We start from the raw sequence: 13,875 nt of genomic DNA, 5'->3' as shown, positions 1-13,875 counted from the left end.
TATTTAAATTGATTTATTTCTTTTGAAAATATTGCGTTTGCAAAACTCGTCCATAGGAAACTGGTAATTTTTGGGAGTACGAGAATAAGCGGAGCGCTCATGCCAATGGTGTGGGCGGGCTTGTTTCGTACTTCGGGTATACCAGTACCTCTATGGACAGATAAGCTTTGCCTGCGCCATTAATTATGAGTTGCTTAAACCTGCCGGATGAAAATTACTAATCTTATTGACAGCGATTACCTGTGTGTATCTGCCCTGGAAGATATGCTGGATGTCTCTGAATGGCTTAAAGAAAACGATTACTTGACCGTAATTGGTAAAGAATTTAAAGCGATAGGCATTGTTACCCTTAAAGATGTACAGCGTAATTCCTGCCATTGCAGGGTGATTGACTGTAACATCACTAAACCGCACGCTGGGCCCGATCAAACCATCTTTGAAGTTTTCAATCTCATGAAATCTTTCCAAACCGATTTCCTGCCGGTGTACAATAAAAATGAATTTATTGGTGTGATCGCTTTAATAACGATTACAGAATGGCTAACACAGGTTGTAAGTGAAACAAAGCAAAATTATCAAAAGGTAATCCATGATATAAGAAACCCTATTAACAATATATACGGATTGTCGAACCTTTTACATGAATCAATAACAGATCCTGAAAATCAAACATTAATTCAACTTTGCAACCTTTCCTGCAAACACGCTATTGATATATTGGATGATCTGCTTTTTGTTGAACTTGACGAAAGTAAAAAATTGAATAAAATTTCGACAGAAATGAACAGCTTTTAGCAGCAGTGCATCGATGAACAATTGGGGTTAAGCCTCCTAAAACACATTGAAATTATTTCTGAATTATGTGTGGAAGAAGTCATTAAAGAAATTGACCGCAATCAGGTAAAAAGAGCAGTTCAAAATGTTATTTCTAATGCTATAAAATTTTCTTATCCGCACACCACTATAAAAGTGTCAAGTAAGCTTAAAGGTGAAAAACTTGTTTTAAAGATAGTTGATGCTGGTATAGGTATTCCTTTGCCTTTACAATCCGAGGTGTTTAAAAAATTCACTTCTGCACAACGGGAAGGGACAAACGGCGAAACCTCAACTGGCCTGGGGCTATGTTTTACCAAACAATGCCTGGAGCATCACAACGGTAGCATTTGGTTTAAAAGCATTGAAGGAACCGGGACAAAATTTTATATCAGTTTGTAAGCAACCTAAATCAACAATATGACTTCCAGTTATCCAGGTTTCGACTATAAAGCTGATGAACTTCGGAAGTTCCTGGCTTCCACGGATATATTTACCATCCTATTAAAAAATGGGAAAATTATTCACTTTACTGCTCTGGACAAAAACTCATTTCAACAATGGCTAATAGAACATAATATAGAAAATATAAAATTTGATAAGTAAGAATAAGCATATTAAATAGATTAAGAAGAAACAGGCTCACTGAGCCTGTTTCTTCTTAATCTATTATACACTTAATTTAGTTCTTCGCGACTGCTTTTTTTTTAGCTGCTCCTCCGTTGGCTGCTCCCGTTGTTTTAAACTTTTAGTAGCCTTCTGTTCCGGCTGCAATAGTTCTTCCCGTTTTATCTTTTTCATTTGATGGTCGTACAGATCCACTGTTTTAAATTGCGGATTAGCGGCTATAAAATATTTTTGTTCGGAGCCATCACGATCTACGGTAACCTGTTGGGCATTCCCTTTTTTCAGGGAACGCATCAATTCCTCGTTAGTTTTCGGGTCGTCCAGTTCTTTTATTCCTTTACCGGCAATCACTTTATCTATATCATAGCCATAGTTTTCATGGTAATGCTTAATTTTTTTATTGCCGTTATCGGTCAGGTTCTTATCATCCAGTTGCAACCAGGCCTGGTATTTATGCCCTTCCAAGTTGTATAGTTGTTTGTGAACCGCTCTGCCTTCCATTAAATTAAAGGCTTCCTTAGCGGTGATCCCGCTACCCTTATTGATAAAAAATGATTGGTTCACATCTTTGGCCGGATCATCCTTGTGGCTGATCGTCGCATCGTATTTATTAAAAAAATACATATCCTGGTTATCGCCAGCCTTAAAATGAAGCGTATAATCAATGGTCTTCTGATTAAACTCATGCTGCATACCCAACATAAATTCAGGCGTTTTCGCCTCCATTTCTTTGTCCAGTTCAGCGTTTAATTTGTCGCCGAACCCCAGGTTCAGCAAGCTTTTTTTCAAAAATTCAGAATTTTGCTCGTTCATGATTACTTGTTTTAAATTAATATTTACTGTTAATTGATTGGTTTGCAGCCAGTATAACTGCTGCTGGTGTAGCCGAATTGATCGTTTTCAGATCATCCAGGTCTTTTTGTTTAATTTGGAGATAGAGGTGCCTATTACCGTTCCGCTCGTATAGTTCAATATTCAATGCCTGATCTTCCGACAGGGAAAAACGATTGAAACCAAATACTTTAGCGATCTCCTTGCTTTTTGATATGGTGGTGTGTTTAATCAGGTTTGAATATATGGGGACTATTTCCTGCTCGTGGGTTGCCATGCGGGCAACCGTCTTTAAATCCCTGATATAAAAACGAATAAAATCGACATCGTAAGGCAGGTTTGAGCGGTTGCGAATATCCAGTCTGAAAAACACCTTGTTACTCGCAAGCGATAATTTGTTTACCCAAGCTTTAACACCTCCTGTTTTCTTACTGGCAACCACATCCGAGCGTTTGCCGGATGCAAGCAGACTACCAATGGCTGCATTATTACTCACTGGTGATCTGATAACGGTAATAACGGCTCTGCTACCTCCAACTTCTATTCTCTGTCCAGCCCGACCATAAGAATATTGCACAGGTATATGATAAACCTCATTGGTATTTTGATCCTGTATATTCAGCATGACCGACTTGAAATCAGGGTTGATTGCTTTTAGCGTTATTATGCCGTTTTCAACCTGCCTGACTTCAAAATCAGATGGTGTTTTCCCAATGACTTTAACCGATGATTTGAAAAACAAGGCCGTTGTTTTATCCCGGCTAATGTATGCGGTGTCCTGTGCATAGGAAACTGTCCCTATGGCGGCAAGAAATATGATGATGATTAATGTTTTCATGATGATCTGTTTAATTGTCTCTTTCGTTGCTATCCTTTAGCAATACTTCGTAACCTGCTTTAATTTTAACTTTGATCTGTTTTACCTTACGGCCAAAAAGCCCCTTAGCGGCTTCAATACCAACTCCGGCAGCTTGTGTGCCTACGGACTGACCCATTGACATTAGCTGTACGGATTGGACAGCATCGCCCATACCGTTCTTAGCGGCATCCCTGCCAATAGACCCCGGCACATATAAACCCTCCATGCCGTCCAGGTCATATACAGAAAGTGCAACCGGAAGAATATTATTTAAGTAGCGAATACTTGAGATCTTAATGATCAGCCGTTCATTATTCAATCCACAAGTGCCATATACGAAGCTGCCTTTGGGGATCATGCGGCCATTAACATAAATACCGTCTACCAAACGTAGTTTTACAACCGCGCCGCTTACCAGTGTCTGATCTTCATGCACTACCGCCTGAATCGTATTACCCGGTGCTTGCCCTGTATTTGCGGTATGACGTTTTTTGTCTTTACGGCCGCCCTCATAAGAAGCATAGCGGACAGATGGCTGATCGTTTGATACTCCGTTATCATCTTCGTCCTCGTCTTTAGCGGCGATTACCGGATATGCCCGTTGACGATTTTTTAAAGATTGGCTACGTACGCGGCTATTTTCATTTTCCGGATTTTGAATATCATTGATCTGCTGCAACATTTGACTGAGTTGCCGCATTTCCGGGTCGTTACCGCCGCTGTTCATTGTTTTCATCATCATTTCCAACCTTTTGACATCCGGGCCCGATTGCTGGCCATGTGTTCCGCCGCCTGAATATTGCGGTGCTTCCGGCTGACTGATTTGGCGGTTGATCTGCGCAAGTTTGGCTTGAATTTTCAACTCGTTTGCATCTGCCATATTTTGTGGTTCGCCGGGGTTGATCGCACTGCCCATAGAATCTATAGGTTTGGCTTTCGCGGCATCAAATCCCATTGAGCGGACGAAGTTTTGATTAACGCCGCTATTTTCCGATCCTGCTGAATCCCTTTTGGCATCTTGATAGATACCCATCTTATTTTCAGCTTTCTCGTCTTTAAACTGTGCCTGGGGCAGCGAGGTATTCAGCCCTTTAGTAGTTGAGGCATCAAACTGGCCGTTTACCTGTTTACCACCTCCTAAAGCCCAAAATCCCATTGTTAAGAATGGCAGGATCAATAAAGGGACTATCATTAAAAATTTGCGTTCTTTTAAGAACTCCTGCGAGTGCTGCGGCGTTTGACCGCTTACCTGTTGTGTTTCCATGATCTACTTTTTTATGGTTAAAGAATCTATTAATTGATGTTTACTAAAATTTGGCTTGGGTATTTCGGAAGCCATGCCGATATGAGCGGATGTATAATTGCCCTGCGACCAAAGCGAGATGCTATAAAATGAGCTGAATACACCGGCTATTAAAAGCCCGGCTATCAAGACACCCGATGACAGCAGTATCCATTTCCTTTGCTTAACCGAATACGCATTAAACCAGGCATTCAGATATTGGGCTATGCGGAACTGTACTTTAATAAGCCTGTTTGCCAATACTGCCGCTAATTGATCATTGACTTTATCGCTGGCCTCTTTTGATCTGTTATTTTTAAATAAGTTCATCATCATTAGTGTTGAATAGTGGTATCCCTGTTAGCTAATGTTTCCCAATGCAGGATCAAAAAACCGTGGGGGTTATTATCGGAACGGGTAACGTTGCGTAGGTATCCCTGTGTAATTAGGCTCCTGTTTACTGTCGAAGTGGAACGGATCAACTTTTGCGTAGCAAAGCATTTGAAATAATAAGGATATTGGTTCATATCCAGTTGAATGCTGTCTACGATTATCTCCTGGCTGATATTTCCGGAAATCAGGTTATTGTAATAACTTTTTTCTTTTAAATCATTGTATTGATTTTTAGCACTTTCATCGGCGAGATATAAAGCTTTGCCAATATTGGCATCAATGACTTTTTCATCCGGGTCAAGCGTAAAAAAATAGTGATGGAACATCCTGATATGATCCCGCGCTTCTACAGGGATATTATCTTTTCGGTCTGCCGCAAAAGCCTCTAAAGCTTTCCCGTTGGCTAATATGTAGATTCGGCTTCCGGCAATATCTGCCGCCTGATAACTTTTAAAAAGTGCAAAGCATGAAATTAAGATACATGCCCCTATGAGCAGGTAACTAAACAGCTTTATATGCTTAAATGCTGTATCAATATTTTTAAGATGTGCGAACATAAGACTGAGATTAAGAGGTGAATTAATTAAGATTTTTGAGGGTCAATTTTTGAGGCCTGATAGCTATTTGCTGCCTGCCCTTTATCCTGGAAGTAAGGTTTTGAAACGGCCCCAGATGCCATGCTTTGACTGGTATTTTCCTTTTGATTACCAAAAGCATCAGCGGCCATACTACCACCCGCACTTGCCGCGCCAACAACGGAATGACTGGTACTGCTTACGATACTGTTTACCTTTTGCAGTAACCCGTTGCCACCACCCGCGTTAACTACATAGTTTGCTACACTTGGTACGGTGAAATAACCGATGATACCAATAATTAAAAAAATCAGGTAGGCCGTATCTGTTGCACTAAAAAAGGTATCACCTGCATTTTGAACCTGTGAAATATCGAGTTTGAGCATATTTTCCTGCACCTTGCCAATGATTGCACCGAAAATATTAGCGATGGGCAGCCAAAGAAAAACGTTGATATATTTTGCCAACCATACGGTGAGTGTATGCTGAAAACCGTCGAAAACAGCCAGCCCAAACACGATGGGCCCTAAAATGGCGAGAATGATCAAATAAAACGTTCGGATGGTATTGATACATAGGGCGGCAGCTTCATAGAGCACCTGCAGAACTTCTGACATCCATTGTTTAACCGTGTTGCGGAAATTATACGATGCTTTGGACATGGCAAATTTCATATCATTGCCTACACTGGCCAGCATACCCTCACCACTTCCATCCTTGTCTTCAGGATGGGTGTATTTGTACCATTTATCCCTATCGCCATCCCCATCAGCACCTACATACATTTGCCAGGTATTCGTTTTTTCAACTGCATCCTCTTTTGCTTTCAATAAGGCAGCGATAGCGTTATCTGAATTTTGTACCATGCCGCTTGTCGCGCTAACAGTCGGTTGCATAATGCCATTAATAACGGCGATCACTGTCGGAAATAAAAGAATGGCCAGCCCCAGGGCAAAGGGGCGCATTAAAGGATAAAAATCTATGGGTTCGGCACATGCAAGCTGCCGCCAAACACGGCTGCCTATATACCATAATGCACCGAAACCTGCTATTGCCCGGCCTACACCGATCAACTGACTACACATCGGCAGCATATCATTATATACACCGTTTAGTGTTCCCTGAAGGCCTTGAATATCAGTCGCAAGTCCTTGTGCTTTAGAAAATAAGGGAAAAGCGATCCCCGTTACCGCAATAATTGCAGTTAAATAAACCTTGGTTTTCATAAAAATTCGGATTAGTTATTTATACCATAAAGCTGTTTGAGCGTTCGCGTATCGCCTATCTCTTTACTTCGCTGGATACTAAGCATGGCCCCTTGCCGGTTAAAGTGCCGCAGAAATTGAAGCTTGTCTGAACTACTGCCATATATGCGATCAATTGCCCGCAGCCGTTCGTCGTCGGACATTCTGAGTTTCCCGGCAGTCAGCACATTGGCCAACTCATCCAGGTTTTGAAGGCTTTGTTTGACCAACTGTACATAAATATTGCTCATGTAGTTCAATTCACCTGTACTGAATGTGCCGCTTTGTTTAAACTTACTGTAAGCACTTTTATATTCACTGATCAGGCTGGCTTGCTGTATAAGAATTTCCGCAACCCTTCCGTAATTCTTAACTGCCGGATTAATAGACAAAAGGCCGTTAAGGTAAACGCTATGCAGGTCAAAGTTGCCTTTAGATAAGGATGAAATTGTCCCATAGCCTTGCTGATAGATTTGATACCCTGTTTTCATATCGGTTAGGATACCCTTTAATTGGGTAAGCTTTTCGATGTTTAAAATCAATTGCTGCATTTCATGTGCCTGAGCCTTGCATTTGACAGTATTGCTAACAGCAACAAGTACGACCAGCACACCAATAATATATTTTAAATGCTTTTTCATAACCCTGCTTTATTATTGAATACCATATAAACTTTTTGTAGTTGCCGCATCGTTACTTTCCCGCACCCGTTGCACCGCATATACTTTTACCTGATTTGAAAAAGTGGAGGAAAAACGATAGTTATCCTGCATCGCAAGGTGTACTTTGCCTATACGGGTCAATCTCTCTTCATCGGTCATTTGTAGTTTGCTGTCCGTTATCACATTCTGCAACTCGGTGATCTGTTCGTCACAATCCTTAAACAGGGCAGATTTTACCTGTATGATGTACTTCTTTTCATCATCGGATATATTAGCTGTTTTATCTAAATCCCCCATACGGGTAAGAATATCCTTTTGCCATTGCAGTATATCACTCACCTGCTTGTTATTTCTGACGACAGGGTTAACATTCATCCTATTGTTGTAATAGGTTGTGTGCAAACCATTTTCAGATTTCAATGAGCCGGATATTGAACCTAACCCATTGTGAGCAATATTGTAACCTTTCTTTAAATAGGCGGAGTACACTTGTAAGGCGGCTATCTGTTGTAATAAATACTTCTTTTGCGTTTTTTTTTGATTGAACCATTCTGCAAAAGTCTGTGCCTCTACCTTTGTAATGAAGGCTGATGCCGTTACGGTCATGATTACAAATGCGAGTAATTTTTTACTTTTCCGGCGGATCTCATCTGCCTGAATTTTTAAGCGGTTAATTGATTCCATAAAGCTTTTTAATTGATTTCGTATCGTTTAAATCCTTACTGCGTTGCAGGCTCAATTGAATGCCCTGATTATTGAACTGGTGCAGATCATTATAATTTTCATCAAGGTGATCACTGGCGTGGTTAATCAATTCCAAACGTTGTTCATCTGTCATTTGGGTTTTAGTGGGGCTAACAACCAGCATGATTTCGTCTAAATTCTTAATACTGGCATCCAAAATCCCTGAATAGACCTGCTGCATATAGCTTAATTCCTGGGGATTGAAATGGCTATCCTGCCGGAACAAACTCCAGGCTTTTTTATATTCACCGACCAAAGCTGCTTGCTTCATGGTTATATCCTTAATTCGCTGGTATTTTGCAATGGCAGATTTGATCTTCCCTAATTCGGTATAATAGTTACTATATAGTTGTTTTTGCTGATCTGTCCAGCCGGATATTTCATTCAGTTTTGTTTTAGACAACTGATTTTCAATGACCTTTTGAGCATTTTGCAACCATATTGTTTTATTCTGCATACGCTGTACTTTCAGGTCTATGGCTTTAATAACTTTAGTTACGGTCAGCTTGATAACTTCACCAATAATAAATTGAGCATTAGCAGTTTTTGTAGGTATCAAAAGGGCTATTGTTACAGAAAACAGAATCATTGATTGCTTAATTTTTTTCATAAGGCCTCCCATTCTGGTCATTTGACCAGGTAAATTATGTTAAGAAATAAGAACTATTATTTTACTTTTTGGTATTCGGTATCACCAAGTTTTAAACTTTTTTTGTTTGGTAATATGGAAATTTGTTTGCCTAATTCAGTTTCCTGTAGCAATTGCTTGTCTATATTATATGTAGATACCCACTTTGCAACTTTAAATTCCTTTGGAAGTGTTTTACTATCCCGTACCTTATTAAAGCCAGTTCGTCTTTCAACGTTATAAGTTTGCGAATTTGATTCCGATGTTATTACTAAGGTATCAGAAGTAATACTGTACTCATTTTTGAAATGTGTAACATAAGTGCCCGAAATGTCAGTTGCTGTATTGTTACTGCCACAACTGTAAAATAACAATGTTGTAAGGACGATTAAAATGGTTGATCTTTTCATAATGGTTAGTTTTAATTAAGCTGCTTTTTCTAATTCTTCTCTTACAATTGCTGCGATAGCCAGGCGAACATTACCAAATTTTTTAGTGTAGGCCTGTACCTTTGCTTTCTCAGACGATTCCGTAGTATAAGTCCAGTATTCTTCCCGGCTTACTTCAGTACGGTAAACTTTAGATAATTGGCCATTCAGGCTAATAAATACCTCTTTATATTGTAATTTCTCATCGTTGTTCCTGTTCATACTCATTATTAACGCTGTTTCCTTATCCGTGATACCTAATAGCTGTTGAACTTTAGGAAAGTCATTTTGATATTTACGCTGGTCAAGCAATATTTTACAGTCACTGTTATTGATAATGGCTTGCTTAACTACCGGTGAACTTATAATATCTTCAATATCCTGTGTTACCACGATGGCTTCACCAAAATATTTACGAACTGTTTTAAACAGGTATTTAATATATTCTGCCATACCTTCTCGTGCAATCGCTTTCCAGGCTTCTTCAATTAATATCATTTTACGAGTATCCTTACTGAGTTTCCGCATTTTAGAAACAAATGTTTCCATGATAATTAGTGTAACAACTGGAAACAGAATTGGATGATCTTTAATATTATCTAATTCAAAGACAATAAAGCGTTTCTGTAATAAATCGAGATTCTCCTTCGCATTTAGCAGATAGGCATATTCCCCACCTTTATAGTACGGTTTTAATACAAACAACATATTGTCAATATCAAAACGAATATCTTTCACTTTAGATTGCTTCATGGTTTCATAAAACTCATTTGATAAAAAATCATAGAAGCTGTCGAAGCACGGAAATATGTCCGTTTCGACTTTTAGCTTTACATAATAATGATACAGCGCATCTGATATAGCTACATATTCAGACCTTTGCACATCCTCGTCCTCCTTTTTCCATAAGGCAAGGATCATGGCTTTTATACTTTCTCTTTTTTCCGTGTCCAGGGTATCACCTTCGGGAACATAGAATGGGTTAAAGCTGATCGGCTCATCCTCGGTATAGGTAAAGTAATAGCCCCCCACAAATTCACATAAACCCTGATAGCTGTGTCCAACATCTACGATAACCACATGGGAGCCTTGTTCAAAATAGCTGCGCAGCATGTGGTTGGTAAAAAATGATTTACCGCTACCGGATGGACCTAAAATAAACTTATTGCGGTTGGTGGTTATCCCTTTGGTCATGGGGGCATCACTAATATCAACATGAACAGGTTTACCTGATAGGCGGTCGCCCAGGCGAATACCGCAAGGACTAATGCTGGATTGATAATTAGTTTCGAGGTTAAGGAAACAGGTAGCTTGCTCAACAAACGTATCAAAGGTGTCATTCATTGGAAAGCTGGCCTCATTCCCTGGTAATCCCGCCCACCAGATCTGCGCTGCTCCATCTGTTTCCTGTTTCGGCTGCGCATCCATTTGAGCCAGCGAAGAACTCACCCTATTTTTAAGATCTTTTAAATTGTCCGGGTTATCCGTCCATGCTAAAATATTAAAGTGTGCTTTAACAGGTAACCGTTGCTGACTAATTGCTTCATTCAAAAAATCATGAGTAGCATCCCTGCCAATCGCATTTTCCCGCGAATAGGCTGACAGGGATTGAAGCCGAAGCTTTTTAGATTCCAGTTTTTTTAAGGTTTGCTTACTATCCCCGATAAAGATGTATTGATTATATAAGTGATTACATCTTAGTAAGGTGCCAATAGGTGTAGCAAAGCCTGTGCTAAATTTCGTTTTATCCGTACTGTACTTGTCATAGGTTATTCTGGGACCGCAAAGCGCGGGCAAGTCTTCCGCATCACTTAGCGTATAAAGCTGGCAGTGATTATCGCCGATCCTGATTTCGTCCTCGATATGAATATCCTTTAAAACCGGGGATTGATTTTTATTCAACAGGAAACAATACTGCTCTAAAATTCCGGGCACCTTCATCGTTCCGGCCAGTTCATCATCATTTAACCTGGTTAACGATATTAACCCACTATCTTCTAAAACTCTTATGAATTGACCCGCGCTGTCTTCAAAATCCCTAAACAACTCCTCACAAGTTGTTTGAACAGGAACAATTCGTTTACGCATCAGCAAACTTACCCCGCTTGAATACCGCTTAAATTTATCCGGCTTTTTAGTCAAATAGATATGGCAATGATGATGTAAATACGCCCTTTCATGGAAATACCGCTCACTCGAATGAGATAAAAATGTTTTAACATTTTCCTGGTTATCCTGTGCAAAGACGGCTTCATACTGGTCATTTATAAACCAATCCTGTTTATGAAAAATACTGTTTTTAGGAAGGAGTTTTAGTGCTTTTATCAATACCTCATGAAAAGCATGGTATTCGTCATTAGATAATGTAAATATCTCCGGCAGATTGACTTTGTAACCAATTGTCAAATCTCCTTGCGCTGAGATCATACACTGATGTTCAACTTTATAAATGGGGAATACTTGTTCCGCTTTGCTATGTGATGCCATGATTATTGTTTTAATCGTAAAAAAATCCTCCGGGAGCTAAATTTTAAATGGTTGGGCAGATAATGTTTGGCTGCCTTTTTCATTAGGCCATGCTCACCGTATTTATGGCTTAATCTGAATACCTGATAAAATAAGGCGCATCCTAATCCGGCAACTATAATAATGCACCAATAAACAGGTACACCTATCAGGTACATGATTGCAAAACCAATTAATAGTATGACCAGGCCGCCCGCGAGATAACCAATATATTGTGCTTTAAGCCCTTTAAACTCTATGGGTTTGTTAATGCCCTTGTTAATCTGATACATTGACATAATCTTTTATTTAGCCTATACTCCAAAAAATGATTTTAACACTGTAGCAACGACGACAAGAAATATGCAGCTACCAAACCAACTGGATGCTACCTTGCCGGTATCATGCTCACCGTCATTCCATTTTTTGAAGACTTTTATAGCACCGACTAATCCCATGATCGCCCCGATGGCATACATTAAACTGGTGCCGGTTGAAAAATAGCTTTTCACCTGCGTGGTCGCTTCTGTTATACCAGCGTTGCCATCTTGGGCGTAAAGGGACGGGTTAATCAACAAAAAGGAGATTACTGCTATTACCTGTTTGAAAAAGGTTACCGTTCTTAAACGGAGGTTTGTTTTTTGAAATTCCATCATGATTAATTTAAAATGGGTTATAGATTTAATTAGCTTTATGCCCAGTTAACTTGCAAATCTGTTAAGGCAATGGGAAACATTAGTTTTCCTTTGGATAATTCCACAACACGGTTTAGTGTTACTGGCAAATCAATTTCATCTTTATATCTTTTATAAGATCCGATCAATATCCGAAGTAGGGTTATAAACTCCGGCTTGTTATCAATCTGTTTAAAAGCATCTATTAAATTACCGGCCTCAACCGTTAATTCCTGCGATGGGGTAATGTCCGCTGCAATGATTGCACCTGCTGGCGGATGATCTTCTAATGATTCGGAAAAAACCAAGTCCTGAGATTCGGTGATGGTTACTCCATTATCTAATTTCGCATTGCCCATTACCTGATAGGGCCCGGATTGAACATTTGAGAATAATACCGTGGCATCTTGCTTACGGTTAAACAGGTTGCTAATTTCTTTTTGGTAATAACGAAGTACTACGTACCCGTAATAAATAAGGGATAGAATAATTATGGCTGCCAAATAGTGCTGCCAGGAAATTGAAGACAACATAGGATTTTAGTTTAAAAGTTACCACTCCATGCGGTAACCTGAAAACAAAGGTGAGGGTACCAACAATTTAAAATTCACACCTCGTACATGAGGTAGGTGTTTTTTATTGGTTATTCGGAGTTGTTTTTAAATTAAAATTTAAACCCAGCTATATTTTGTCTATTATGGCTTAATTAAAGTGCATAGATTGTTGCATAGGTTCATCGAGCGCGAATTTTTCATCTATGCGCCTTAAAAGTGCGACTTTGAGTTTATCTAAAAAGGAAGTACGTTCCTTTTTCCTACGGGTAATATCTGTGTATTTATGGTAATAGGCTCCAAGGTCCACTTGTAGAATATGCTGAAAGAAATTGATCACTGATTTAATTTCAGCATTTCCGTTATTAAATACCCCCAAAGCAACCAAAGCATAAATCAGCTCTACCATATCAGTTTTATTAGAAGTCCATGTCAGGGGAAGTTCAAGAGCGATATCCTGTGCATGATTGACATTGTTATCTATATTCACCAGTTCAAGGTTGAGATAATCCTGGTATTTTTCATTAGCAATGATCTTAGATAATTTATAATCATGACTGGTTGAATAAACTTCATCATCTTCAAAATCATCTAATTCTACATGAACATCAAATCCACCACGAGTAAAATAAATCTCATCCATTTTACATGACCCGGACCTGTAATATTGATAAAATGCTTGGTTGTGGTCGAAAAACCGTTTTAAATCAGTCAGTTCAATGTTGATGTATTCTTTTAATATGTCATCCCCACCAAGCGGCTTTTGCATAATGAGATTATATACATTTATGAAATAAATGTACCGGTTATAAAACTGTGGTTTCACTTTTTTAAAGAAATGAATCTCATCCTCAGTATTTTCAAAGGAATAGCTATGGATATAATTCTTAAGCTTGGCCATCGCTTTTTTGGAAAGCATAATAGAGGCCCTGTATCGCTCTGCTAATGTTTCTCCGTTGGAAGAAACTTCGTTTAATTGGTTTTCAAGTGCGCTGTTTAACCGCTCCGCAAATTTTCTCATAGACACTTATTTCAGGTAAAAGAAATATTATATGGAGT

General features: G+C 39.2%; 17 protein-coding genes. 2 read left to right on the top strand and 15 right to left on the bottom strand.

All coding sequences use genetic code 11. The features are described 5' to 3' along the window. Positions 1-207: 207 nt before the first annotated feature. Positions 208-795: a CBS domain-containing protein gene (locus ACYVJ6_RS05440; protein WP_460693012.1), complete on the top strand. Its 588-nt coding sequence runs from the start codon at positions 208-210 to the stop codon at positions 793-795. Positions 796-864: 69 nt separating this feature from the next. Beyond that, positions 865-1,215, top strand: a complete 351-nt coding sequence (locus ACYVJ6_RS05435) for a sensor histidine kinase (RefSeq protein ID WP_460693011.1) — start codon at positions 865-867, stop codon at positions 1,213-1,215. Between the two features lie 267 nt (positions 1,216-1,482). On the opposite strand, the gene ACYVJ6_RS05430 is transcribed toward ACYVJ6_RS05435, so the two are convergent. The 15 genes from ACYVJ6_RS05430 to ACYVJ6_RS05360 form a co-directional block, all read right to left on the bottom strand. Then, positions 1,483-2,253 (bottom strand): hypothetical protein, encoded by a 771-nt coding sequence (locus ACYVJ6_RS05430; RefSeq protein ID WP_460693010.1) that lies wholly within the window; start codon positions 2,251-2,253, stop codon positions 1,483-1,485. Between the two features lie 16 nt (positions 2,254-2,269). Then, positions 2,270-3,109: a DUF4138 domain-containing protein gene (locus ACYVJ6_RS05425; RefSeq protein ID WP_460693009.1), complete on the bottom strand. Its 840-nt coding sequence runs from the start codon at positions 3,107-3,109 to the stop codon at positions 2,270-2,272. Between the two features lie 10 nt (positions 3,110-3,119). Further along, positions 3,120-4,394: a conjugative transposon protein TraM gene (gene traM / locus ACYVJ6_RS05420; RefSeq protein ID WP_460693008.1), complete on the bottom strand. Its 1,275-nt coding sequence runs from the start codon at positions 4,392-4,394 to the stop codon at positions 3,120-3,122. A gap of 3 nt (positions 4,395-4,397) precedes the next feature. After that, the gene (locus ACYVJ6_RS05415) at positions 4,398-4,742 is read right to left on the bottom strand and encodes a hypothetical protein (RefSeq protein WP_460693007.1); all 345 of its coding nucleotides are present in this window, start codon (positions 4,740-4,742) and stop codon (positions 4,398-4,400) included. A gap of 5 nt (positions 4,743-4,747) precedes the next feature. After that, positions 4,748-5,362 carry a conjugative transposon protein TraK gene (gene traK, locus ACYVJ6_RS05410; RefSeq protein ID WP_460693006.1) on the bottom strand — a complete coding sequence of 205 codons (615 nt, stop codon included), beginning with the start codon at positions 5,360-5,362 and terminating at the stop codon, positions 4,748-4,750. A 26-nt stretch (positions 5,363-5,388) separates the two neighbouring features. After that, the gene (traJ, locus tag ACYVJ6_RS05405; protein ID WP_460693005.1) at positions 5,389-6,606 is read right to left on the bottom strand and encodes a conjugative transposon protein TraJ; all 1,218 of its coding nucleotides are present in this window, start codon (positions 6,604-6,606) and stop codon (positions 5,389-5,391) included. Between the two features lie 11 nt (positions 6,607-6,617). After that, positions 6,618-7,265, bottom strand: a complete 648-nt coding sequence (locus ACYVJ6_RS05400) for a TerB family tellurite resistance protein (RefSeq protein ID WP_460693004.1) — start codon at positions 7,263-7,265, stop codon at positions 6,618-6,620. Between the two features lie 12 nt (positions 7,266-7,277). Then, the gene (locus ACYVJ6_RS05395) at positions 7,278-7,970 is read right to left on the bottom strand and encodes a hypothetical protein (RefSeq protein ID WP_460693003.1); all 693 of its coding nucleotides are present in this window, start codon (positions 7,968-7,970) and stop codon (positions 7,278-7,280) included. Then, positions 7,957-8,640, bottom strand: a complete 684-nt coding sequence (locus tag ACYVJ6_RS05390; protein ID WP_460693002.1) for a conjugal transfer protein TraI — start codon at positions 8,638-8,640, stop codon at positions 7,957-7,959. Before ACYVJ6_RS05390 ends, ACYVJ6_RS05395 begins: the two co-directional genes overlap by 14 nt. A gap of 56 nt (positions 8,641-8,696) precedes the next feature. Further along, the gene (locus tag ACYVJ6_RS05385) at positions 8,697-9,068 is read right to left on the bottom strand and encodes a hypothetical protein (RefSeq protein WP_460693001.1); all 372 of its coding nucleotides are present in this window, start codon (positions 9,066-9,068) and stop codon (positions 8,697-8,699) included. Positions 9,069-9,083: 15 nt separating this feature from the next. Beyond that, the gene (locus ACYVJ6_RS05380; protein ID WP_460693000.1) at positions 9,084-11,573 is read right to left on the bottom strand and encodes a TraG family conjugative transposon ATPase; all 2,490 of its coding nucleotides are present in this window, start codon (positions 11,571-11,573) and stop codon (positions 9,084-9,086) included. A gap of 2 nt (positions 11,574-11,575) precedes the next feature. Then, positions 11,576-11,890, bottom strand: coding sequence for a DUF4133 domain-containing protein (locus ACYVJ6_RS05375; RefSeq protein WP_460692999.1), 315 nt, complete (start codon positions 11,888-11,890; stop codon positions 11,576-11,578). A gap of 15 nt (positions 11,891-11,905) precedes the next feature. Continuing rightward, complete coding sequence (locus ACYVJ6_RS05370; protein ID WP_460693301.1) at positions 11,906-12,244, bottom strand: DUF4134 domain-containing protein; 339 nt, start codon at positions 12,242-12,244, stop codon at positions 11,906-11,908. Positions 12,245-12,282: 38 nt separating this feature from the next. Continuing rightward, complete coding sequence (locus ACYVJ6_RS05365; protein ID WP_460692998.1) at positions 12,283-12,798, bottom strand: hypothetical protein; 516 nt, start codon at positions 12,796-12,798, stop codon at positions 12,283-12,285. 169 nt (positions 12,799-12,967) lie between these two features. Next, positions 12,968-13,837, bottom strand: coding sequence for an RteC domain-containing protein (locus ACYVJ6_RS05360; protein WP_460692997.1), 870 nt, complete (start codon positions 13,835-13,837; stop codon positions 12,968-12,970). Between the last annotated feature and the right edge of the window lie 38 nt (positions 13,838-13,875).

This window comes from Mucilaginibacter puniceus, assembly GCF_054783175.1.
Note: the sequence above shows the minus strand (reverse complement) of the source record. Positions and strands in the feature narration are given on the sequence as shown.